Origin of the sequence: Cupriavidus nantongensis, assembly GCF_001598055.1 — a bacterium.
GTDB lineage: Bacteria > Pseudomonadota > Gammaproteobacteria > Burkholderiales > Burkholderiaceae > Cupriavidus > Cupriavidus nantongensis.
In genome coordinates this window covers 58147-80313 of the sequence record NZ_CP014844.1, presented here as the reverse complement: position 1 = coordinate 80313, position 22167 = coordinate 58147, and the positions used below count along the sequence as shown (strand labels likewise).

Below are 22167 nucleotides of genomic sequence, written 5' to 3'. Positions count from 1 at the left end.
CAGGCTATTGCGGCTTCTTCAGCGCGTCGGCCGAGGCGTCGCCCAGCTTGCTGCCGCCGTCGCAGTCGAGGATGGTGCCGGTGACGTAGCTGGCGTTGTCGCTGCTCAGGTACATCGCGGCATCGGCGATGTCGTCCTTGGTGCCGTAGTCGCGCAGCGCCAGGCGCGCCTTGTAGCGGGCCTCGATCTCGGGCGTCGGCGCCAGCCGCGCCATGCCTTCGGTGTCGGCGATCGGGCCGGGCGAGATGCCGTTCACCCGCACGCCGGCCGGGCCCCATTCCATCGCCAGGCACTTGATCAGCATGTTGATGCCGGCCTTGGCGGCGCAGGCATGGGCCTGGAACATCATCGCGTTGACCGCCTGCGGCGCGGTGATCGCGATCAGCGACGCGCCCGGCTTGCTGAGGTGGTCGAAGCTGGCGCGGAACACGTTGAAGGTGCCAAGCAGGTCGATATCGACCACGGTCTTGAAGGCGTTGGCCGACATGCCGACCACGGGCGCGAGGAAATTGCCGGCGGCGCCGGAGATCACCACGTCGATGGGGCCCAGTTCGTCCTGCGCACGCGCAAAGGCGGCCTCGACCGCGGCGTAGTCGCGCACGTCGGCGGCCATGCCGATGGCGGTGCCGCCGGCCGCGGTGATGGTGTCGGCGGCGGCCTGGATGCGCTCGGCGGTGCGGCTGATCAGCGCCAGCCGCGCGCCGGCGCGCGCAAAGCCGTGCGCGATGCCAAGGTTGATGCCGGACGAGGCGCCGGCGACGAAGACGGTCTTGCCGGCAAAGGCGTCGGGGCGGAAGGCGCTGGGCATGGGAAGTCCTTTTCGATTTCGGTCGGGGGCAGGGCGGTGGCAGGCGAGCGCTAGCGCCGGCGGGGCGGCGGCACGGCAGGTATCGCGCGATGGCGCATGGCGGTCTCCCTGTGGTTGTTATCGTGTGCGGCTGCCACCGCAGCGAGGCGGGACGGCGCGGGCCTCTGGCGGGGCCTGCGGCATCCTAACCCGAAGGCGCGATTCGCTTTCACGCGTGCTGGCGCGACGGGGCGCCGCAAACGCGCCTGGCGCGACTACGCCAGGGCAGCGGCAACGTTGGCCGAAACACCGCAACCTGCTGTCGGGAAAGGGAAAAACCGGTGCCGGACGGCACGGGTGAGAGGCCGCGGGGCGCGCGCCATTCGGCGCCGCGGAACCCCGTCCTCAGAAAAAAGAAAGCCCGCACACCGTTGCAGCGTGCGGGCAGCCTGCCGACGATGAGGTGCCGGCAGGCAAGTGCTCATGAAGTGCGCCCCCGCGTCTTCATGGCGAGATGAAGTTTGCGCGCGGGCGGCGCGGGGTGCTTTGACTCACGTCAAGCGGCCGGCACCGGGGCGGAGAGAAGGGGGAAAGGGTGGCGCTGGCGCCTACGCCAGCAGTGCGGCGACGAGGTCCTTGCCGCGCGCCACCGGCGCGGTTTCCTCGAAATGCAGCGCGCCCTCGACGTGGCCCAGGTGGTCCACCATCAGCGTGACGGCGCGCTCGACATCGCCGGCACGGGCGGCCTCGATGAACTCGCGATGCTCGTCTGACGAGCAGGCCGCGTCGCGGCGCGACTGGTACAGCATGGTGATGACCGCGCTGCGCGCCGACAGCTCGCGCATCATCTCGGTCAGCACGCCGTTGCCGACCACCTCGGCCAGCACGATATGGAAGTCGCCCAGCAGCCGGGTGCGCACCTGGGCATCGTTGCCGGCCAGCGACTTACGTTCGGCCGCCAGGTGGCGGTCGATGCGCTTGTAGTCGGCGGCGGTGGCCTTGGCGACGAATTCGCGCGCCAGCGCGGCTTCGAGGATGCGACGCACGGCGAACACCTCGCGCGCTTCCTCGGCGCTGGGCTTGGCCACGAACGCCCCCTTGTCCGGCACGATCTGGATGACCTTGTCCTTGGACAGCATCAGCAGCGCCGCGCGCACCTTGGTGCGGCTGACGCGGTAGACGCTGGCCAGCGCCTCCTCGCGCAGCTTGGTGCCGGGCGGCAGGCGGTGCGAAACGATCGCCGCGACGATGTCGTCGGCGATCGCTTCGGCGGTCATGTCAGGATCGATATGCTCGGGCATGGCAGCGCACTTGCGCAGAGGCTGCGCGGTTGGGGAGATGCGTGATTCTAGCGCCCTGCGACCGGGCCCGGCACGATCGCCGGGGCGGCGGCGTCCTGCGCCATCGCGGCCAGGCCGGCATCGAGGTCGGACGCTTCGATGGTGCCGTTCAGCACCCCGTGCGCCCGGGCGCGGTCGATGTCCTTCTCCCATGCGGCCACCACCACCGTGGCGACGCAGTTGCCGATCAGGTTGCCGAGCGCGCGCGCGATGCCGATGAACCAGTCCACCGACAGCACCAGCACCAGGCCGATCGCCGGGATCGCCGGGTGTGCCGACAGCGTCGCGGCCAGGATCACGATGGCCGAGCCGGGAATGCCGTGCGCGCCCTTGGAGGTGATCAGCGCCACCGCCAGGATGCCGAGCAGGTCGGCCATCGCCAGCGGCGTGTTGGTTGCCTGCGCGATAAAGACCGCGGCCAGCGTCAGGTAGATCGAGAACGCGTCGAGGTTGAACGAGTAGCCGGTCGGAATCACCAGGCCCACCACCGACTTCTTCACGCCCATGAACTCGAGCTTCTTCATCACCTGCGGCAGCACGCTGTCGGACGAGGCGGTGCCCAGCACCACCAGCAACTCGGCGCGCAGGTAGCGGATCAGCTTGATCACCGAGAAACCGCAAGCGCGCATGATGCCGCCCAGCACCACCAGCACGAACACGATCACCGCGCCGTAGAACAGCAGCACCAGGAAGCCCAGCTGCTTGAGCGAGCCGATGCCGTACTTGCCGACCGTAAACGCCACCGCGCCCAGCACGCCCAGCGGCGCCAGCTTGATGATGAATCCCATCATCTTGAACAGCGTGTGCGAGAAGGTATCGATCAGGCTGACCAGCGGCCGGCCCGGCTCGCCCACCAGCGACAGCGCGCAGCCAAACAGGATCGACACCACCAGCACCTGCAGCACGTCGCCGTTGGCGAAGGCGCCGAACACGGTATTGGGGATCAGCTTGAGCAGGAAGTCGACCGTGCCCTGGTCCTTGACCTTGGTCGCGTTGTCGATAAAGCCGGCGATGGCCGAGGCGTCGAGCGAACGGGGATCGACGTTCATGCCCACGCCCGGCTGGAACACATAGGCCAGCAGGATGCCCAGCGCCAGCGCGATGGTGGTGACGACCTCGAAGTACACCACCGCCTTGATGCCGACGCGGCCCACCTTCTTCAGCTCGCCGGCGCCGCAGATGCCGGCCACCACCACGCAGAACACGATCGGGCCGATCAGCATCTTGATCAGCTTGATAAAGGCATCGCCGAGCGGCTTGAGCTTGGCGGCGAACTCCGGGAAGGCGAGGCCGAGCGCGGTGCCGATCACCAGGGCGATCAGCACCTGGCCGAACAGCGAGCGGGTAAAGCGGGTGTGCAGGCGGGGGCTGCCCGGGCGCTGCTGCGAGGGAACTGCGTGCTGCATGGTTGTCTCCGTGCGGGGCCGGTCCTGTGCGCCGGCCGGCCCATTTCGATCCAGGAATCACCGGCGGCCCCGTGCTGCTCTGACGGCTGGGTTGGGCTGCCGGCCTTACGTTCCGGGCGGGACTCCGGGTCGGGAGTACGCCACCGCGCGGGCAGCCCCCCTGTTGGGACGGATCCCGCGCCATCCGCTGTCCGGACCGGATTGTCCGCGGCGGATTGTCTGAACGTGGAACCGAATATAGTGCATATCATTTTTGTATGCAATTTTTGAATTCACTGTGCTACCATGAATCGCACAGAATAGAGCTTCGGCCATGGGCGTCCCAGCCCGCACTGGCACCCCGCCAGCCACGCCGCCGCGGCTTTCACGCACTTCCAGCAGGAGACACGCATGGCAGCAAATCCGTCGCCGTCCGCCGCAGAGACTGGCACGCGCATCATGGCCTGGGCCGACGCCCTGGCCGTCCACACTGAGCAGCCCGGCATGCTCACCCGCACCTACCTGACCGAGGCCCACCACGGCGCCGCCGCGCAGCTGACCGAGTGGATGCAGCAGGCCGGCATGACGGTGCGCCGCGATGCCGCCGGCAACGTGATCGGCCGCTACGAGGGCACCACGCCCGACGCGCCGGCGCTGCTGACCGGCTCGCATTTCGACACCGTGCGCGACGCCGGCCGCTATGACGGCAACCTGGGCGTGATCCTGCCGATCGCCTGCGTGGCGGAATGGAACCGCCAGGGCAAGCGCTTTCCGTTCGCGCTCGAGGTGGTGGGCTTCGCCGAGGAAGAGGGGGTGCGCTTCAAGGCCACGCTGCTGGGCAGCCGCGCCATCGCCGGCACCTTCGACAACAACGTGCTGGACAACCTCGACGACAGCGGCAAGACCATGCGCGAGGTAATGCGCGAGGCCGGCTTCGACGCCGCCGCGCTGCCCGCCGCCAGGCATGACCGCAGCAAGGTGGCGGCCTTTGTCGAGGTGCATATCGAACAAGGCCCGGTGCTGCTGAACGAAGGCCTGCCGGTGGGCGTGGTGACCGCGATTTCCGGCGCGACCCGCTTCCTGGTCGAGCTCGAAGGCCTGGCCGGCCATGCCGGCACCGTGCCGATGGACATGCGCCGCGACGCCGCCATGGCCGGCGCCGAAATCGGCCTCTATATCGAGAAGCGCTGCGGCGGCAAGCCGGGCCTGGTCGGCACCGTGGGCCAGTTCAACGTGCCCAACGGCGCCACCAACGTGGTGCCGGGCCGCGCCGTGTTCTCCATCGACATCCGCGCCGGCGAGGACGCCGAGCGCGAGGCCGCCGTCAACGACGTGTTGGCCGAGATCGAGCGCGTCTGCGCGCGCCGCAACGTGCGCGCACAGATCCGCAAGACCCACGAGGCGAAGAGCGTCCCCTGCGCCCCGTGGCTGCAAGAGCAATGGGCCGCCGCCATCGCCCGCCAGGGCGTGCCGGTGCGCCACCTGCCGTCGGGCGCCGGCCACGACGCCATGGCCATTGCCGCCATCGCCGATGTCGCCATGCTGTTCGTGCGCTGCGGCAACGGCGGCATCAGCCACCATCCCACCGAAACCATGACCGCCGAGGATGCCGCACTGTCCGCGCGCGTGTTCAGCGATTTCGTCGAGCACTTCCGGCTGCCGCAGTAAGCCAGCGCGCCCGGAAGCCCCACCCGAACCTCCTTCAGTTGTTACGAGAACAAGTCATGACCGCACGAGACAATATGAACCCCATCGAAACCACGCTGACGCAGTTCATCGACCAGCACCGTCCGCAGCAGGAAGCCTTCCTGGCCGAGCTGGTCAAGGTGCCGTCGGACAACCCGGCCGGCGATTGCGATGCGCACGGCAAACGCGCCAAGGAACTGCTGGAGGGTCTGGGCTTCACGGTGGAGGCCCACAAGGTGCCCGACGAGCAGGTCAAGGCCGCCGGCATGATCAGCGCCACCAATCTGATCGTGCGCAAGCAGTTCGGCACGGGCGGCCCGGTCATCGCCATGAACGCCCACGGCGACGTGGTGCCCCCCGGCCTGGGCTGGACCAAGGACCCGTACGGCGGCGAGATTGTCGATAGCGCCGACAGCGAGCACGGCCCGGTCATGTACGGCCGCGGCGTGGCGGTGTCCAAGTCGGACTTCGCCACCTACACCTACGCGGTGCTGGCGCTGATGGAAGCCGAGAAGCAGGGCGCGAAGATCAACGGCGCGGTCGAGCTGCAGTTCACCTATGACGAGGAAACCGGCGGCGACATCGGCCCGAAGTTCCTGCTCGACAACAACCTGAGCAAGGCCGACTACGCGATCTCGGCGGGCTTCTCGTACGGCATTACCTCGTCGCACAATGGCTGCCTGCACGTCGAAGTGACGGTCAAGGGCAAGCAGGGCCACGCCGCCATGCCGCACACCGGCGTCGACGCGATCGAGGCCGCCACCCATATCCTGCAGGCCATCTACGGCCTGCGCGCCGAGCTGGCCACGCGCAAGTCGAAGGTGCCGGGCATCGACACCGCCACGCTCAACGTCGGCCTGATCAAGGGCGGCATCAACACCAACGTGGTGCCGGACCTGGTGACCTTCCGCGTCGACCGCCGCATGATCCCCGAGGAAATCGGCTTCGACGCCGAGGGCGAGATCCGCGCCGTGGTCGAGAAGGCCGCCAAGGACCGCCCGGGCATCGAAGTGAAGGTCGAGCGCATCATCCTGGCCGAGCCGCTGTCGGAACTGCCGGGCGTGGAAAAGCTGATCGGCGCGCTGAAGAGCCGTGCCGAGTCCGTCTTCGGCGTCGAGATCCCGGTGCAGGGCGTGCCGCTGTACACCGACGCCCGCCACTACACCAAGCGCGGCATCCCCACCGTGCTGTACGGCGCGGGCCCGCGCACGCTGATGGAAGCCCGCGGCCACAACTCGGACGAGAACCTGCGCCTGAACGACCTGAACCGTGCCACCAAGGTGGTGGCGCTGGCGCTGTCGGACCTGATGCAGTAAGACGAGGCGATTTGCCGGAGCGCCGCCAGGCGCCCGGCTAATGCAAAACGCCACGGGTTTCCGTGGCGTTTTGCATTGTGTTGCGGCTATGACCGGGTGGATTGGTAAGGCTTTTCTGGCTGGCTATAAAGAACGCCGCGATGTGTGTGCGATCCCTATGATCCAGATCACTCCTTCATTGAGTTCGTAAATCAGTCGGTAGTGCTCGTGCGCCACGTACTCACGAGCTCCGGTACAGCGGCTCGCCGTTCCAAGTTCAGGAAAAAGCTGCAGCCGCGCAGCCGCCTCATTGAACCGCCGTTCCATTCGGACTGCGGCAACGGGATCATGCTGTGCGATGAAGCTCCGGATCGCTATACGCTGTTTCAATGCCTGTGGCGTCCATAGCAGCTTCAAGCCTGCCGTAACATCGCGGCACACCAGTCGGCGGATTCGGCTTCCACTTGTTCATTTGGAATGCCGATGCCGGCGCGCATGAAAGTCCTGCCCTGCTCGACCATCTGCCGGAACAGGGCGTCGTCGTCGCGCGACTTCTGGCATTGCTCGAGGTACTGACGTATCAATCCTTCAGCTACCTGCGAGATGGTATGGCCTTCCGCCTCAGCCGCGGCGACGAAGGCGTCACGCAGTTGGCGATTCAGTGTGACAGTGAACTGGATTTCTTCCGACACAAGCATTTCCGGTGTCCTCGTAATGACAAAGTATAGGCATTGTCGTTACCAGGACACCTGCACGGCGATAAGACCCGTCTGAACTTGCTGCAGCCGATTCCGCCTACGCCGGCAGCGTCGTCGCCCCCGCACCCAGCGCCCGCTGCATCAGCACCGTATCGATCCACTGGCCGTGCTTGAACCCCACCGCCTCCAGCCGGCCGACGGTGCGGAAGCCCAGCCGTTCGTGCACGGCCAGCGAGCCCGCGCCTTCGCCGGCGGCGGTGCATGCGATCACGGCGACCATCTGGCGCCACGGACCGTTTTCGCAGCGGGCGATCAGCGCCGCCAGCAGCGCCTGGCCCAGGCCTTCGCCGACGCGGCGGTGGTCGATGTAGATCGAGTCTTCGATGGCGAAGCGGTAGGCGCTGCGCGCGCGGTAGGCCGAGGCATAGGCATAGCCCAGCACCTCGCCGTCGCGCTCGGCGACCAGGTAGGGCAGGCCCTTGCGGTGCACTTCGGCCAGGCGCAGCTGCATCTCGTCGACGCTCGGCGACACTTCCTCGAACGAGGCGCGGCCGTGCTCCACGTGGTGGGCGTAGATGGCGTGGATGGCGGTAATGTCGGCGCGGGTGGCGTCACGCAGCGTAAAGGGCTGGTGCGTGCCATGGCCGCGCGGCGCGGTGGTGGCGTTGGTGGAGGTCATCGGAATTGGCGCCTGGGGCAAGAACCGGTGCAACGCAGGATGCGTGCCGGTGGCGATGCACCGCATGATGCTGCGCGCCGGCCGCGGTCTTGTATATAGTGCGGTTGGATTTGCACCGCATTAGTGCCGATGCCCCGCCGCGGGGCGCGGCCATGACAAGAAAGGACCTGCCATGATCACCATCTACCACAATCCCCGTTGCTCCAAGTCGCGCGAGACCCTCGCCCTGGTCCAGGCTGCCGCCGAGCGGCTAGGCGAGCCGGTGGAGATCGTGGAGTACCTGAAGGACCCGCCGTCGCTGTCGACGCTGCGCCAGTTGCATACCCTGCTGGGCGTGCCGGTGCGCGAGATGCTGCGCGACAACGAAGCCCCCTACGCCGAACTGGGCCTGGCCGACCCCGGCCTGACCGATGCCGAGCTGCTGGCGGCCGTGGCCGACAACCCGATCCTGCTGCAGCGACCGGTGGTGGTGCGCAACCGCCGCGCCGCGATCGGCCGCCCGCCCGAGAACGTCGCGCCGCTGCTGGCCTGAAACAGAACCGGCCCCCACGGTGGTGGGGGCCGGCCGGTCTGCGAGGCAGTCTGCTTCAGGCTGGGTCGTCTAATGAACACCCAGCCAGTGCATGGCCTCCTGACCGAAAGCGATGGCCGCCAGCACCACCAGCAGCACCACCAGCGTCACGGTGCTGACGTAGAGCGTGGCCTTGGCGACTTCGGCGTCCTCATCCGAGGAGTGGCGATGGGTGATGGGCGTGGCGTCGCGCGTGGCATGCGGCCAATGGATCCGGCCGGCCAGGTCTCTCAAGTGCAGGTCGGTAGGGAAACGCATGTTCGACACCTCCTCGGCAGGCGCCGCGCGGTCCGGGCAGGATGGCTCAAACGGCATATGGCGTGGCTGCGCAAGTGCGCCGGTTAGTCATGGCTCGTTTCGCCCGGTAACGCCATATCCGCTTCTACTATAGCCGGGCTGGCGCCAGATGCGAGCAGCGGCCTGCAAGGGACATGCCGCCGCGCTTGACGCGGCGCAACAGCTGGTCAGGGCTGGGCTGGCGGAGGTGAGGGCTCGCTCGCGCTGGTTCCTTCGTCGGGCGTGAGCGTTGCCAGCGCCGCTTCGCGCTCGCGCAGCGTCGCCAGCATGTTGCAGAACAGCGCGCCCTGTTCCATCGCATCGTCGAGCGCCACATGGGTGTGCGGCAGCGGATCCATCCATCCGGCCGGGAAGGCCGCCTTGACGGTCTTGCGATAGGGCCGCCCGGTCAGCGCGAAGCCCAGCGTCTTGACGTCGAGCGCGGCCCAGCCGAATGGCGAGCGCCCGGCGAAGCGCATCATGTACCAGAACATCCAGGTGAAATCGAAACCCGCCGGAAAGGCGACGAAGACCGGCTTGCCGGGCAGCGCCTCGACCCATTCGACATAGCGCACCATGGCGTCCTCGGGGCGCTGCAGGTCGCGCCGGCAGGCGCTCCAGGCTTCGGGCTGGGTTTGCCACCACTGCATCTGCACCGGGTGGCCGGCGGCGCCGGGCAGGGTTTCGAGATTGGCCGAGAAGGTGCCGAGCACGGTCTTGTCCGCCAGCATCGCCACCGAGGCAAAGGACAGCATCGAGTGCGGGCCCGGGATCGGGCCGTCGGCCTCGACGTCGGTGCTGACGTAGATCTCGGGACGGGTGTCGGGCGCCTGTTGCTTGGCCATGGCCTCAGGCCGCGTCGACCACGTGATCGGCGACGAACGGGTTGTTGCGGCGCTCGTCGCCGAAGGTCGAGACCGGGCCGTGCCCGGGGATAAAGGTCACGTCCTCGCCCAGCGGCCACAGCCGCGTGCGGATCGAGCGGATCAGGTCGGCGTGGTTGCCGCGCGGGAAGTCGGTGCGGCCGATCGAGCCGGCGAACAGCACGTCGCCGACCACGGCCAGCCGGTTGGGACGCGAGAAGAACACCACGTGGCCCGGGGTATGGCCGGGGCAGTGATAGACCTCCAGGGTTTCGTTGCCGAACTGCACGGTGTCGCCGTTCTCGAGCCAGCGGTCGGGCTCGAAGCTCTCGGCGTGGCCGAAGCCGAAGCGGCGCGTCTGCTCGGGCAGCTGCTCGATCCAGAAGCGCTCGTCCTGGTGCGGGCCCTCGATCGGGATGCCGAGTTCGCGCGACAGCGCCGCGGCGCCGGCGCAATGGTCGACGTGGCCGTGCGTCAGGAAGATCTTTTCCAGTGTGACGCCTTGCTCTGACACCGCCGCGCGGATGCGGTCGAGATCGCCGCCGGGATCGCAGACCGCGGCGGCGCCGGTGCTTTCATCGATCAGCAGCGAACAGTTCTGCTGGAAGGGCGTGACGGGAATGAGCAGGGCTTTCATGGAAATCTTATGTGGCCGGCGGGTATCGGATCCGGCCTTTTGGTGGCGCGATCGTGGCAGTGCTCAGCATTGTAGCGCCGCGAAGGTCGGGCACGCCCGGCAGCTCCGAAGTGATCGATGCGGCAGCTTCGCGGGCCGCGCCGCATCGGCCGGAATCCCTTGCCACAAGCGGGATCCCGGCCAATTAGGCCCCGATCGTGCGAAATCGCACAGATTTCGTAACAAATTGAAAGAGATAGTCCCAAACAGTCAATGTTAGACTGCCGCCCATGTTACGGATCTCCGCTCTCCCCAAGCGCTGGCAACAGCTGGCCAAGCTCGGCGCCTGCACCGCATGCGCCGTGGTGCTGGCCGCCTGTGCCACGCCGCCCGAAAGCGATATCGCCGGCACCGACGCCGGCGATGCCGTGCCCACGCGCGCGGCAAAAAACAGCAAGCCCGCCCGGACCGAGCGCGCCGAGGCCAAGCCCGCCGCGCGCGCGCCCGACACCGGCAGCTGGAACCTGTTCGGCTATGACCCCGACGAAGGCCGCAGCGGCAACTCGCTCGAAGGGCTGCGCGCCGACATCGGCACGTTCGAGCAGCGCGGCGAGGCCTCGTGGTACGGCAAGGGCTTCCACGGCCGCAAGACCGCCAACGGCGAGCGCTTCGACATGCGCGCCATGACCGCGGCGCATCCGTCGCTGCCGCTGGACAGCTGGGTGCTGGTGCGCAACCTGCGCAACAACAAGGTCGCGGTGCTGCGCATCAATGACCGCGGCCCGTACCACGGCAACCGCGTGCTGGATGTGTCCTACGGCGCGGCGCGCCGCCTGGGCTTTGTCGAGCGCGGTGCCACCAACGTCGAGATCCGCCGCCTGACCCGCACCGAAGTTGCCGCGCTGGGCCCGCAGGTCGATGCCGGCGGCACCGAGGCCGGCGACGGCAGTGGCGATGACGACGTGTCCGTGCCGGAACTGGCCAATTCGCTGGCGCCCGCCAAGGCGGGCAAGGCCAAGGCCAGCGGCAAGACCGTCAAGCGCAAGCGCCGCTGAGCGCGCCAGCGCCGCCGCATGCTGCCGCGCGCTGACACCTACTCCTTACATTCTGGCCTGCAGGCCCGCGCGCGGGCACCGGCATCAATCGTCGGCGTCGCCGGCACGCTGTGCCAGCGCCAGCTGATACAGCGCGCCGGTGTCCGCGCCGGTGATCGCGGCCGCCAGCTTGGCGGCGCGCTTGGCCGGCAGCTCGGCCAGCAGCAGCGCCAGCACGCGCTGCGCTTCGGCATCCGGCTGGCCGTCGGCGGCGGCGCTGCCGGCACCTTCCACCACGAGCACGAATTCCCCCTTGGCCCGGTTCGGGTCGGCCGCGAGCCAGGCCGGCGCCTGCGCCACCGGCATCACCGCGATCTCTTCGAACAGCTTGGTCAGTTCGCGCCCGACCAGCAGCCGGCGCTCGCCCGGCAGGCCCGCGGCCAGCGCCGCGAGGGTGTCGGCGATGCGGTGCGGCGCCTCGTAGCAGACCCAGGCGTGGTCCAGCGCCGCCAGCCGGGCGATGGCTTCGGCACGCGCCTTGGGCTTCGGAGGCAGGAAGCCGGCAAAGGTGAAGCGGCCCGCGCCGGCATCGAGCAGGTCGCCCGCTACCGACAACGCCGCCACCGCCGCACTGGGGCCGGGCAGCGGCACCACCGGATGGCCGGCGGCGCGCACCGCTTCGACGAGGCGCGCGCCGGGGTCGGAGATGCCCGGCGTGCCGGCGTCCGAGACATAGGCAATGCGCTCGCCCGCCGCCAGGCGTTCGGCGATGCGGCCCGCGGCCTCGCGCTCGTTGTGCTCGTGCACTGCCACCAGCGGGCGCTGCAGGCCGACGCGCGACAGCAGCTGGCCGGTATTGCGGGTGTCTTCGCAGGCCACCGCGTCGGCCAGCCCCAGCACATGCAGCGCGCGCAGCGACAGGTCGGCGACATTGCCGATGGGCGTGGCCACGACATAGAGCGTGCCGGCCGGGTACGACTGGCTTGCCGCCAGGGAGATCCAGTCACTCATGCTTGAGAACTTCCGTTGATGCCATCATTCAAATCCACCACGCAGGTGCCGCTCAGGCAGGCCCAGCTCAGGCAGGCGTCAGGCCGGCAGGCACGCGGCGCGCAGGCGGAGGACCGGGCCCTGGCCCACTTGCGGCGCCAGGGCCTGGAGCCCGTGGTGCGCAATTATCGCTGCAAAGGCGGCGAGATCGACCTGGTGATGCGCGCGCCGGACGGCACGCTGGTGTTCGTCGAGGTGCGCCAGCGCAGCGGGCGCGGCTTCGGGGGCGCCGCGGCCAGCGTCACGCCGGCCAAGCAGCGGCGCGTGCTGCTGGCCGCCGGGCACTACCTGGCCACGCTGGCCCGGGTGCCGCCGTGCCGCTTCGACGTGGTGGCGCTGGAGCCCGGCCGGCTGGAGTGGCTGCAGCACGCCTTTGACCTGGATGCCGCCGGGGCTGGGTCATAATGCACGGCAGACATCAGCGGTAGACATGAGCGGCGATTCGCGGATCGCCATGGCAACAGACAGGCCCCCAGAGCCATGAGTATCGACAGTATCCAGCAGCAATTCCTAGACAGTGCCGAGGCCAAGCGACAGGCCGCGGCGGTGATGGCCCCCTATATCGACGCCGCGGTGGAACGCATGGTCGGCGCGCTGACCAGCGGCAACAAGATCCTGGCCTGCGGCAATGGCGGCTCGGCAGCGCAGGCCCAGCATTTCGCCGCCGAGCTGGTCGGGCGCTTCGAGCGCGAACGGCCAGGCCTGGCCGCGATCGCGCTGAGCACCGACAGCTCGATCCTGACCGCGATCGGCAACGACTACGACTTCAGCAAGGTGTTCGCCAAGCAGGTCGAGGCGCTCGGCCAGCCCGGCGACATCCTGCTGGCGATTTCCACGTCGGGCAATTCCGACAACGTGATGGCCGCCGTCGCCGCCGCGCGCCAGCGCGAGATGGCGGTGGTGGCGCTGACCGGCAAGGGCGGCGGGGCCATCGCCGGCCTGCTCGACGAATTCGACATCCGCCTGTGCGTGCCCAGCGAGCGCACCGCGCGCATCCAGGAAGTGCACCTGCTGACGCTGCACTGCCTGTGCAACGGCATCGACGAGGCACTGCTCGGAGAGGCGTGATGCCGCGCATGCGCCGACCCTTTCATTCCCAACATCCCGACACAGCAAGGACCGCATGACCCATCTGCCCACTACGCAAGCCCCCCGCAACGGCGCGGACGCGCGCCATCCTTCCCGCCCCGCGGCCGGCTCCGGTCTCACCGGCTCCGGCCTGGGCCGCGCCGGCCTGGCCGCGGCCGCGCTGGTGTGTGCCACGCAGCTGGCCGGCTGCTTCCCGGTGATCGCCGGCGCCATGGGCACCGGCGTGGCCATGGCCACCGACCGCCGCCCGGCCGCCACCCAGACCATCGACCGCGGCTTGCAGCTCGAGGCCGAGAGCACCATCAACTCGCGCTTCAGCGGCCAGGCGCGCGTCAACGTGACCGTCTTCAACCGCAAGGTGCTGCTGACCGGCGAAGCGAAGAACGACAGCGTCAAGCAGCAGATCGAGCAATACGTGCGCGGCCTGCAGAATGCGCGCGTGGTGATCAACGAGCTGGAGGTGGTCAACTCGCCCGGCTTCATGACGCAGAGCCAGGACGCCTACCTGACCAGCAAGGTCAAGACGCTGCTGATGACCGCCGAAGGCGTGCCGTCCAACTCGATCAAGGTCACCACGGAAAAGAGCGTGGTCTACCTGCTCGGCGTGGTCACCAGCGCCGAGGGCGACCGCGCCACCGACGTGGCGCGCAATGCCTCGGGCGTGACCAAGGTGGTCAAGGCCTTCGACTACGTCAACGACGCCGAGCGCGCGCGCCTGGATGCGGCCTCGACCTCGCAGAACCCGTCGTTCGACGGCAGCGTCGGCACGCCGGCGCCGGTGCAGTCGGTGCCGGGCGTGGGCGGGCCGATCGATGCGCCGGCCGGTGCGGCAGCCGGTACCGCCGGCAGCGCGGGCGCCACCACCGCACCGGTCGCGGCCCCGGTCACTTCGCCGGTGGCGCTGCCGCCCGGCCGCAACCTGCCCTGAAGCGCAGCGCTCAGCCGGCTGGGCCGGCCAGGACGGCGCCCGACGGCGCCCGCATATGCGGGCGCCGTTTTTTGTTCTGCGGATTGCAACGCACACGGGCCCGGCCGATGTGCTACGGTTGCCACGCTGGCTGATGGTGATAACGCTGCGCCAGCCCCAGACGGAGCGAGACCATGACAACAACGACCCCCCGGCCTGCCTGGCGTATGCCCCCGCGATGGGTGCTGCTGGCAGCGATGCTGTGCGCGCAGCCTGCGCTGTCGGCCGAACCCGGCAGCGCGCCGGCCGCTGCCCCGGCCCAGGCCACCGATGCCGCGCTGCGCGCGCGCAGCCACGCCGCCGCCTGCACCAGCTGCCACGGCCCGGCCGGCCGCGCCCCGGCGGGCAGCACGATCCCGCCGCTGGCCGGCCGCCCGCAGGCGGAGCTGGCCGCGCAGATGCAGGCCTTCAAGGCCGGCACGCGCCCGGCCACCGTGATGCATCAGATTGCCAAGGGTTACAGCGACGACCAGATCGCCGCGATCGCGGCGTGGTTTGCCGCGGTGCGCTGACAGGAGCCAGCCATGCAAAGACGAAGCTTCCTCGGCGCCGCGGGCGCCGCAGTACTGGGTACGGCCGGGATCCGGCCGGCGCGCGCCGCGGCCCGCGCCAGGGTGGTGGTGGTCGGCGGCGGCTATGGCGGCGCCACGGCGGCGCGCTACCTGCGCGAATGGAGCGGCCAGGCAATCGAGGTGACGCTGGTTGAACCGAATCCGGCCTTTGTCTCATGCCCCCTGTCGAACCTGGTGCTGGGCGGCAGCCGCCAGCTCGGCGACCTGACGCTGCCGTACGACGCGCTGGTGCGCCGCCACGGCGTGCGGCTCGCGCGCGACACCGCAGTTGCCATCGACCCGGCCAAGCGGACCGTGCGCCTCGCGGGCGGCAGTGTGCTGCCCTATGACCGGCTGCTGCTGTCGCCCGGCGTCGAGATGATGCGCGACGCGCTGCCAGGGCTGAAGCGGCCCGGCGGCGACCAGATCCTGCATGCCTGGAAGGCCGGCCCCGAAACCGTCGCGCTGCGCCGCCAGCTGGAGGCGATGCCAGACGGTGGCACCTACGCCATCAGCGTGCCGCTGGCGCCTTACCGCTGCCCGCCGGGCCCGTACGAGCGCGCCTGCCAGGTGGCGCACTATTTCCGGCAGCACAAGCCGCGCAGCAAGGTGCTGATCCTCGACGCCAATGCCGACATCACCTCCAAGGCCGCGCTGTTCCGCCAGGTGTGGGCCACGCAATACCCGGGCATGGTGGAATACCGGCCGCAGCACGAGGTGGCCGATGTCGACCCCGCCACGCGTACGCTCAAGTTCGAGGTGCAGGACGATGTGCGCGCCGACGTGCTCAACCTGCTGCCGCCGCAGCGGGCCGGCGCGATCGCGGTGTCGGCCGGGCTGGCCACGGCCAATGGCAAGTGGTGCGAGGTGGACTTCGTCAGCTTCGAGTCGCGCGCCGCGGCAAATATTCATGTGATCGGCGACGCCATCCAGATCGCGCCGCTGATGCCCAAGTCCGGCCATATGGCCAACCAGCACGGCAAGGTCGCGGCGGCGGCGCTGGTGGCGCTGCTGTCGGGCCGCGCCCCGGACCCTGAGCCGCTGTACAACAACACCTGCTACAGCTTCACTTCCGACCGCGAGGCGGTGCATGTGTCCAGCGTGCATCGCTACGACCCGGCGCAGAAGACCATGGTCACGGTGCCGGGCTCGGGCGGGCTGTCACCGGCGCCGACGGTGCTGGAAGGTGACTACGCGCTGGCCTGGGCGCGGGGCATCTGGGCGGAGATGCTCGCCTGACACTGCCGGCGGTGCGGGCGGCACGGCTGCCCGCACAAAACCGCAAGAACGTGCAATGCCGCGCGCGCCGGCGCTGCTACGCTAGGCGTCCCGATCGAACTCGCGCGCCCGCGCCCGGCATCCCCCATGCAAGCCAGAGACCGTCTCCTCGCCCTCGCCATCGTCTGCGTCTGGGGTGTCAACTTCGTCGTGATCAAGGTCGGGCTGGCGGGCGTGCCGCCGATGCTGCTGGGGGCGCTGCGCTTCCTGCTGGTGGCGTTCCCGGCCATCTTCTTCGTGCCGCGCCCGCGCGTGCCGTGGCGGCTGCTGCTGGCCTACGGCGCCACCATCAGCCTGGGCCAGTTCGCCTTCCTGTTCTATGCCATGGCGGTCGGCATGCCGGCCGGCCTGGCATCGCTGGTGCTGCAGTCGCAGGCCTTCTTCACGCTGGCGATCGCCGCGCTGTGGCTGAGCGAGCCGGTGCGCTGGCACAACGTCGCCGGCATGGCGGTGGCGGCCGGCGGGCTGGCGCTGATCGGCGCCGGTGCGGGCAGCATGGGCGGCATGAGCGCGGCGGGCTTCGTGCTGACGCTGTGCGCGGCGTTCTGCTGGGCCAGCGGCAATATCGTCAGCAAGAAGATCGGCCCCGTGGACCTGCTCGGGCTGGTAATCTGGGGCGCGCTGGTGCCGATCGTGCCGTTCGCGCTGCTGTCGCTGTGGTTCGAGGGACCCGCGCGCATCGTGCAAAGCGTGACGCAGGTGTCGGGCATGGCGGTGTTCGCGGTGGCGTACCTGGCGTTCGCGGCGACGGTGTTCGGCTACACCATGTGGGGCCGGCTGCTGACGCGCTATCCGGCCAGCCAGGTGGCGCCGCTGACGCTGCTGGTGCCGGTGGTGGGGCTGGTGTCGGCGCACGTGCTGCTGGGCGAGGACCTGTCCGGCAAGCAGTGGATCGGCGCCGCGGTGGTGATGGCGGGGCTGCTGCTCAACGTGTTCGGCCAGCGCCTGTGGGCGGGCAGGGCGCTGGCGCGCCGCTGAGCCGGCGCGCAAGGGGTGCAAGGGGTGCAGCGAGGCAGCATGTTGTGCTGCATCAATGGGTAAACACTATATGCGCATTCACGCATATACGAATATATTAGACGGCATGGAAGAGCTGGATCGCGTGTTCGAAAAGGTATCGGGTTACTTCAGCCTGCTGGCGGAGCCGACGCGGCTGAAGATCCTGCACGCCTTGTGCGATGGCGAGAAGCCGGTCAGCACGGTGGTCGAGACGGTGGGTTCGTCGCAGACCAACGTGTCGCGGCATCTCAACGCGATGTACCGCTCGGGCGTGCTGTCGCGCCGCAAGGAGGCGAACCTGGTGTTCTACGCCATTGCGGACGAAAGCGTGATCGAGCTGTGCCGCACGGTCTGCGTGCAGGTGGCGAGCCGGCTGGAGGACAACGCCTTGCCCTCCGGCGTGGTCGACCGCTTTATGGCACAGCCCGCGCCGGAAACCCCGGCGCGCCGGCGGCGCACGGCAGGCTAGCCGCGCCACCACTCTTCCGGCAACAAACGGCGGCGCCGCACCCGATGCAGCGCCCGGTACAACAGGCACGCCGACCGGTCAGACCGACCGTGGCGAGCGCGCCGGAGGAGACCGCATTGCAGCAACGGAACCGGCCCGGGCGCATCGTGCCCGCGCCCGAGCACTTCGTCAGCGCATCGCTGCAGCAGGACATCGGCCGGCACGGCCTGGACGCGCCGCGGCGCGACTTCCTGCGCAAGAGCTTCCTGGGTGCCGCCGCGGGCATTGCCACGGCGGCGGCGGGCCGGCAGGCGCTGGCCGCGGACGGCGCGGACCGGGCAAATGGCGATCCCGCCATCCTGCAGCCGCAGCCCTGGGCCACGTCGCTGGGACAGCCGGTCGCGGCGCGCCCCTACGGCCAGCCCTCGGTCCATGAGAAGAACCTGATCCGGCGCGAATCGCCCGGCCTGACCCGGGTGTCGGCGGCCTCGGTCGCGTTCGCGCCGCTGCAGGGCTTCTTCGGCATCATCACCCCCAACGGCCTGCACTTCGAGCGCCACCACCAGGGCTGGCACGATATCGACCCGGCCCGCCACCGGCTGATGATCAACGGCCTGGTGCGCACGCCGCGGGTCTACACCATGGACGACCTGATGCGCCTGCCGGCAGTGTCGCGCATGCATTTCATCGAATGCGGCGCCAACACCGGCATGGAGTGGGGCAACGTCGCGGTGCCGACGGTGCAGTACACCCACGGCATGCTGTCGTGCTGCGAATTCACCGGAGTGCCGCTGCGGGTGCTGCTGGACGACGCCGGCGCCGACCTGCGCCGCGGCCGCTACCTGCTGGCCGAAGGCGGCGACGGCTCGTCGATGACGCGCACCATCCCGATGGAGCTGGCCGACGAGATCATCGTCGCCTGGGGCATGAATGGCGAGATGCTGCGCCCCGAGAACGGCTACCCGCTGCGGCTGGTGGTGCCGGGGGTGCAGGGCGTGTCGTGGGTGAAATGGCTGCGCCGGCTGGAGCTGGGTGACCAGCCCTGGAACGCCAAGGACGAGACCATCCACTACGTCGACATGATGCCGGACGGCAAGCTGCGCCAGTACACCTCGATCCAGGAGTGCAAGTCGGTCATCACCACGCCGTCGGGCGGGCAGCAACTGGTGGGCAAGGGCTTCTACAACATCAGCGGCCTGGCATGGTCGGGGCGCGGACGCATCAAGCGGGTCGATGTCTCGACCGACGGCGGCCGCAACTGGCGCACCGCGCGGCTGGAGGCGCCGGTGCTGTCCAAATGCCTGACGCGCTTCAACCTGGACTGGGTCTGGGATGGAGGGGACAGCGGCCCGGCCATCCTGCAAAGCCGCGCCATCGACGAGACCGGCTACGTGCAGCCGAAGCTGGCGCAGTTGCGCGCGGTGCGCGGCACGCGCTCGATCTATCACAACAACGCGATCCAGAGCTGGCAGGTCGCGGCCGGCGGCGAGGTGACCAATGTCCATGTGGGCTGAGCTCAAGGTCGCCGCGGCGCTGCTGCTGGCGGCGGGCTGCGCCGTGCCGGCATCCGCGTTGGCAGCCGCCGGCACGGGCGACGCGCGTGCGGCACTTGGCCGCACCGCCACGCCGGCGGAGGTGGCCGCGTGGGACATCGACGTGCGTCCGGACTTCAAGGGCTTGCCCAGGGGCAGCGGCACGGTCGCGCAGGGCCAGAAGGTCTGGGACGGCAAGTGCGCGTCATGCCACGGCGACTTTGGCGAATCCAACGAGGTGTTCACGCCGCTGGTCGGCGGCACCACCGCCGACGACATCAAGCGCGGGCGCGTCGCCGGCATGACCGGCAACCAGCCGTACCGCACCACGCTGATGAAGGTCAGCACCGTCAGCACGCTGTGGGATTACATCCACCGCGCAATGCCGTGGAACGCGCCCAAGAGCCTGAGCGTGAACGAGGTCTATGCGGTCACCGCCTACCTGCTCCACCTGGGCGAGATCGTGCCGGCCGACTTTGCGCTGTCCGACGCCAATATCGCCGAGGTCCAGCGGCGCATGCCCAACCGCGCCGGCATGACCACCGACCACGGCCTGTGGCCCGGTCGCGGGCGGCCGGATACCCGCAACACCGCGTGCATGTCGCGCTGCGCGGACCAGGTTTCGATCGCTTCGTCGATGCCGGACTATGCGCGCGATGCCCATGGCGACCTGGCGCAGCAGCAGCGCGCGTTCGGCCCGGTGCGCGGCATCGCAGCGGCCGGCGCGGCCAAGCCAGCCGGCGCTGCCGTGGCCGCGGCGGCGCCCCCGCCGGGCGCGCGCCTGGCCAGCCAGTACCAGTGCGTGGCCTGCCACGCGATGGACCGCAAGCTGGTGGGGCCGTCGTTCCTCGACATCGCTGGCAAGTACAAGGGGCAGGATGCGCATGCGGCACTGGCGCGCAAGGTCAAGGCGGGCGGGCAGGGCGCCTGGGGCGCGGTGCCGATGCCGCCGCAGCCGCAAATCCCGGATTCGGACGTGCAGGCCATGGTGGGCTGGATTCTTGAGGCAAAATAGCGGACTGGCCGCCGCAGTGCCCCCAGGCGGCGGCCGGTGTGTGCCGCCAGGCCATTGCAGCACGGCCGCGCGGCCTTTGCCGTCCCCACGGCTTTACAGAGCTTGGAGAGCTTAACAATGAAGCAGTTTGTCATCGCAGCGCTGATGCTGGGCGCCGCCGCATCGGCCCACGCGGTCGATGCCGCCAAGGCACAGGAGATCGCCAACAAGAACGCCTGCATGGGTTGCCACCAGGTCGACAAGAAGCTGGTCGGCCCGTCCTACAAGGAAGTGGCGACCAAGTACAAGGGCGACAAGAACGCCCTGGCGACCCTGAGCAAGAAGGTCAAGGGCGGTGGCTCGGGCGTGTGGGGCCCGGTGCCGATGCCGGCCAACGCCGCCATCAGCGACGCCGACCTGAAGACCGTGGTCGAGTGGGTGCTGGCAGGCGCCCCCGCCAAGTAAGACCGACTGCCATGGCGGGCAGTCCGCCGATGCACCGGGCCGGGCGGTGATTGCCGCGCGGCCTGGGACAACCAGCGGCCGGCCATGTACCGGCCGCATGCAACACCCTGGAACGGTCCACGACCGACTGGAACGGAGTAGCCGGAGAGCAAGCAATGAATTCCAAACGACGAGAAGTGCTGCGGGTTTCCGCTGTCCTGTCGCTGATGGCCGCCACCGGCCTGATCAGCGCAGCGCAGGCGGCCGAGTGGAACAAGAACGCCTTTGACGGCAAGAGCGTTGCCGACGTAATCAAGGCCCTCGGCGGCAGCGGCACCGAGAAAAGCACCGCCATCACCTTCACCGCCCCCGATATCGCCGAGAACGGCGCCGTGGTGCCGGTGGCCGTGACCAGCACCCTGCCGGATACCGAGCAGATCGCGATCCTGGTGGAAAAGAACCCCAACACCCTGGCCGCCGACTTCATCATCCCGGCCGGCACCGAGCCGTTCGTCTCCACGCGCGTGAAGATGGGCCAGACCTCGGTGGTGCACGCCGCGGTCAAGGCCGGCGGCAAGTGGTACGTGGCATCGAAGGAAATCAAGGTCACGCTGGGCGGCTGCGGCGGCTGACGCCGAGCCCCGGACCCCGGACCGAGATTCCCGCCAAACTGCAACAGGAGAAACACATGGCAGACCCGATGCGCGTACGCGCCACCGAAAACGGCGGCGTAGTGGACGTCAAGATTCTGATGAAGCACGACATGGAGACCGGCCAGCGCAAGGATGCGTCCGGCAAGGTCGTCCCGGCCTGGCATATCCAGACCGTGACCGCCCAGTGCAAGGGCAAGGAAGTATTCCGCGCCCAGTTCGGCCCGGCGGTGTCCAAGGACCCGTTCCTGAACTTCAAGTTCAAGGGCGGCGCCAAGGGCGACAAGGTTGCCGTGACCTGGACCGACAACAAGGGCGACAAGCGCACCGACGAGGCCACCATCGCCTGAGGCCGCCCGGCCGCGCTGGCATGACGCCGGCACGCCGCGCCGTCCTCTGCTAAGGTTCGGGGCGGAATGCCGGGACGGACCCGGCCCGAAGGAGCATTATGCGGCGAGCATTTATTCGAGCATCGGCGGCGCTGGCTGCCATCGGCCTGGCGGCGAAGGCCTCGGCGCAGTCCGGCCAGCCAGGGCCGGCCGGGGCGGGCAAGGGCGGGCGCGTGAAGGTGGTGTACCAGCTGTCGGAAGGCATCGACCAGGCGGTGCGCGCGATGGGCAACCTGCGCAACCACCTGAATGGCGCCCCCGGCACCAAACTCGTGGTGGTCGCGTTCGGCTACGGCATCGACTTCCTGGTGGAAGGGGCCAAGGATGCGCGCGGCAACAGCTTCGAGAGCCCGGTGGGCGCGCTGGCTGCCGAAGGCGTGGAGTTCCGCGTGTGCCGCAATACGCTGACCGCGCGCAAGATCAGTGAATCGCAGCTGTTGATGGAAGCCAAGGTGGTCCAGGCCGGCGTGGTCGAGATCGCCCGCCTGCAGGCCGAGGAAGGCTACGCGTATATCAAGCCCTGAGCCGGGCTGACGCGGCCTGACG

Annotated in this window: 27 protein-coding genes; 17 read left to right on the top strand and 10 right to left on the bottom strand. The window is 69.2% G+C overall.

The window, feature by feature from the left end; translation table 11 throughout:
- Window positions 1-4 precede the first annotated feature (4 nt).
- The 3 genes from A2G96_RS00390 to A2G96_RS00380 form a co-directional block, all read right to left on the bottom strand.
- Complete coding sequence (locus tag A2G96_RS00390) at window positions 5-808, bottom strand: SDR family oxidoreductase (protein ID WP_062795770.1); 804 nt, start codon at window positions 806-808, stop codon at window positions 5-7.
- 587 nt (window positions 809-1395) lie between these two features.
- Window positions 1396-2088: a GntR family transcriptional regulator gene (locus tag A2G96_RS00385; protein ID WP_012354232.1), complete on the bottom strand. Its 693-nt coding sequence runs from the start codon at window positions 2086-2088 to the stop codon at window positions 1396-1398.
- Window positions 2089-2135: 47 nt separating this feature from the next.
- On the bottom strand, window positions 2136-3533 hold the full coding sequence (locus A2G96_RS00380) for a C4-dicarboxylate transporter DctA (RefSeq protein ID WP_062795768.1): 1398 nt from the start codon (window positions 3531-3533) through the stop codon (window positions 2136-2138).
- Between the two features lie 390 nt (window positions 3534-3923).
- Between A2G96_RS00380 and A2G96_RS00375 the strand changes: the two genes are divergently transcribed.
- Window positions 3924-5180 (top strand): allantoate amidohydrolase, encoded by a 1257-nt coding sequence (locus A2G96_RS00375; RefSeq protein WP_062795766.1) that lies wholly within the window; start codon window positions 3924-3926, stop codon window positions 5178-5180.
- 56 nt (window positions 5181-5236) lie between these two features.
- Complete coding sequence (locus tag A2G96_RS00370) at window positions 5237-6514, top strand: M20/M25/M40 family metallo-hydrolase (protein ID WP_062795764.1); 1278 nt, start codon at window positions 5237-5239, stop codon at window positions 6512-6514.
- Between the two features lie 123 nt (window positions 6515-6637).
- On the opposite strand, the gene A2G96_RS34355 is transcribed toward A2G96_RS00370, so the two are convergent.
- The 3 genes from A2G96_RS34355 to A2G96_RS00360 form a co-directional block, all read right to left on the bottom strand.
- On the bottom strand, window positions 6638-6934 hold the full coding sequence (locus A2G96_RS34355) for a type II toxin-antitoxin system RelE/ParE family toxin (RefSeq protein ID WP_417926419.1): 297 nt from the start codon (window positions 6932-6934) through the stop codon (window positions 6638-6640).
- On the bottom strand, window positions 6907-7191 hold the full coding sequence (locus A2G96_RS00365; RefSeq protein ID WP_062795762.1) for a hypothetical protein: 285 nt from the start codon (window positions 7189-7191) through the stop codon (window positions 6907-6909). The genes A2G96_RS34355 and A2G96_RS00365 overlap by 28 nt, the downstream gene beginning before the upstream one ends.
- A gap of 97 nt (window positions 7192-7288) precedes the next feature.
- Window positions 7289-7870: a GNAT family N-acetyltransferase gene (locus A2G96_RS00360; protein WP_062795760.1), complete on the bottom strand. Its 582-nt coding sequence runs from the start codon at window positions 7868-7870 to the stop codon at window positions 7289-7291.
- 172 nt (window positions 7871-8042) lie between these two features.
- Between A2G96_RS00360 and arsC the strand changes: the two genes are divergently transcribed.
- A complete protein-coding gene (arsC, locus tag A2G96_RS00355; RefSeq protein ID WP_062795758.1) occupies window positions 8043-8402 on the top strand; it encodes an arsenate reductase (glutaredoxin) in 360 nt (119 codons plus the stop codon).
- A gap of 69 nt (window positions 8403-8471) precedes the next feature.
- On the opposite strand, the gene A2G96_RS00350 is transcribed toward arsC, so the two are convergent.
- The 3 genes from A2G96_RS00350 to A2G96_RS00340 form a co-directional block, all read right to left on the bottom strand.
- On the bottom strand, window positions 8472-8699 hold the full coding sequence (locus tag A2G96_RS00350) for a hypothetical protein (RefSeq protein ID WP_012354224.1): 228 nt from the start codon (window positions 8697-8699) through the stop codon (window positions 8472-8474).
- Between the two features lie 206 nt (window positions 8700-8905).
- A complete protein-coding gene (locus A2G96_RS00345) occupies window positions 8906-9562 on the bottom strand; it encodes a 3'-5' exonuclease family protein (protein WP_062795756.1) in 657 nt (218 codons plus the stop codon).
- Window positions 9563-9566: 4 nt separating this feature from the next.
- The gene (locus A2G96_RS00340; protein ID WP_062795754.1) at window positions 9567-10217 is read right to left on the bottom strand and encodes an MBL fold metallo-hydrolase; all 651 of its coding nucleotides are present in this window, start codon (window positions 10215-10217) and stop codon (window positions 9567-9569) included.
- A 269-nt stretch (window positions 10218-10486) separates the two neighbouring features.
- Here A2G96_RS00340 and A2G96_RS00335 point away from each other — a divergent pair, with 269 nt between their 5' ends.
- A complete protein-coding gene (locus tag A2G96_RS00335; protein WP_082818804.1) occupies window positions 10487-11251 on the top strand; it encodes a septal ring lytic transglycosylase RlpA family protein in 765 nt (254 codons plus the stop codon).
- 84 nt (window positions 11252-11335) lie between these two features.
- Here the strand turns inward: A2G96_RS00335 and rsmI are convergent, their stop codons facing one another.
- Entirely contained in the window at window positions 11336-12241 is a 906-nt protein-coding gene (rsmI, locus tag A2G96_RS00330; RefSeq protein WP_062795752.1) for a 16S rRNA (cytidine(1402)-2'-O)-methyltransferase, read from the bottom strand.
- Between the two features lie 18 nt (window positions 12242-12259).
- Between rsmI and A2G96_RS00325 the strand changes: the two genes are divergently transcribed.
- The 13 genes from A2G96_RS00325 (at window position 12260) to A2G96_RS00265 (ending at window position 22145) form a co-directional block, all read left to right on the top strand.
- The gene (locus tag A2G96_RS00325) at window positions 12260-12685 is read left to right on the top strand and encodes a YraN family protein (protein WP_062795749.1); all 426 of its coding nucleotides are present in this window, start codon (window positions 12260-12262) and stop codon (window positions 12683-12685) included.
- A gap of 75 nt (window positions 12686-12760) precedes the next feature.
- Entirely contained in the window at window positions 12761-13348 is a 588-nt protein-coding gene (locus A2G96_RS00320; RefSeq protein ID WP_062795747.1) for a phosphoheptose isomerase, read from the top strand.
- A 55-nt stretch (window positions 13349-13403) separates the two neighbouring features.
- Window positions 13404-14297, top strand: coding sequence for a BON domain-containing protein (locus A2G96_RS00315; RefSeq protein WP_062795745.1), 894 nt, complete (start codon window positions 13404-13406; stop codon window positions 14295-14297).
- Between the two features lie 173 nt (window positions 14298-14470).
- Window positions 14471-14848 carry a c-type cytochrome gene (locus A2G96_RS00310; protein WP_150124033.1) on the top strand — a complete coding sequence of 126 codons (378 nt, stop codon included), beginning with the start codon at window positions 14471-14473 and terminating at the stop codon, window positions 14846-14848.
- A 12-nt stretch (window positions 14849-14860) separates the two neighbouring features.
- On the top strand, window positions 14861-16126 hold the full coding sequence (locus A2G96_RS00305; protein ID WP_062795743.1) for an NAD(P)/FAD-dependent oxidoreductase: 1266 nt from the start codon (window positions 14861-14863) through the stop codon (window positions 16124-16126).
- A 126-nt stretch (window positions 16127-16252) separates the two neighbouring features.
- The gene (locus A2G96_RS00300; RefSeq protein WP_062795741.1) at window positions 16253-17143 is read left to right on the top strand and encodes an EamA family transporter; all 891 of its coding nucleotides are present in this window, start codon (window positions 16253-16255) and stop codon (window positions 17141-17143) included.
- 70 nt (window positions 17144-17213) lie between these two features.
- The gene (locus A2G96_RS00295) at window positions 17214-17633 is read left to right on the top strand and encodes an ArsR/SmtB family transcription factor (RefSeq protein ID WP_062795739.1); all 420 of its coding nucleotides are present in this window, start codon (window positions 17214-17216) and stop codon (window positions 17631-17633) included.
- Between the two features lie 116 nt (window positions 17634-17749).
- A complete protein-coding gene (gene soxC / locus A2G96_RS00290; RefSeq protein ID WP_062795738.1) occupies window positions 17750-19126 on the top strand; it encodes a sulfite dehydrogenase in 1377 nt (458 codons plus the stop codon).
- A complete protein-coding gene (locus tag A2G96_RS00285) occupies window positions 19110-20159 on the top strand; it encodes a c-type cytochrome (RefSeq protein WP_062795736.1) in 1050 nt (349 codons plus the stop codon). The genes soxC and A2G96_RS00285 overlap by 17 nt, the downstream gene beginning before the upstream one ends.
- Window positions 20160-20276: 117 nt before the next feature.
- The gene (locus tag A2G96_RS00280; RefSeq protein ID WP_062795734.1) at window positions 20277-20603 is read left to right on the top strand and encodes a c-type cytochrome; all 327 of its coding nucleotides are present in this window, start codon (window positions 20277-20279) and stop codon (window positions 20601-20603) included.
- 155 nt (window positions 20604-20758) lie between these two features.
- Entirely contained in the window at window positions 20759-21214 is a 456-nt protein-coding gene (soxY, locus tag A2G96_RS00275) for a thiosulfate oxidation carrier protein SoxY (protein WP_062795731.1), read from the top strand.
- A gap of 56 nt (window positions 21215-21270) precedes the next feature.
- Window positions 21271-21582 carry a thiosulfate oxidation carrier complex protein SoxZ gene (gene soxZ, locus A2G96_RS00270; RefSeq protein WP_025586032.1) on the top strand — a complete coding sequence of 104 codons (312 nt, stop codon included), beginning with the start codon at window positions 21271-21273 and terminating at the stop codon, window positions 21580-21582.
- A 98-nt stretch (window positions 21583-21680) separates the two neighbouring features.
- Entirely contained in the window at window positions 21681-22145 is a 465-nt protein-coding gene (locus A2G96_RS00265) for a DsrE family protein (RefSeq protein WP_062795729.1), read from the top strand.
- Window positions 22146-22167: the final 22 nt, after the last annotated feature.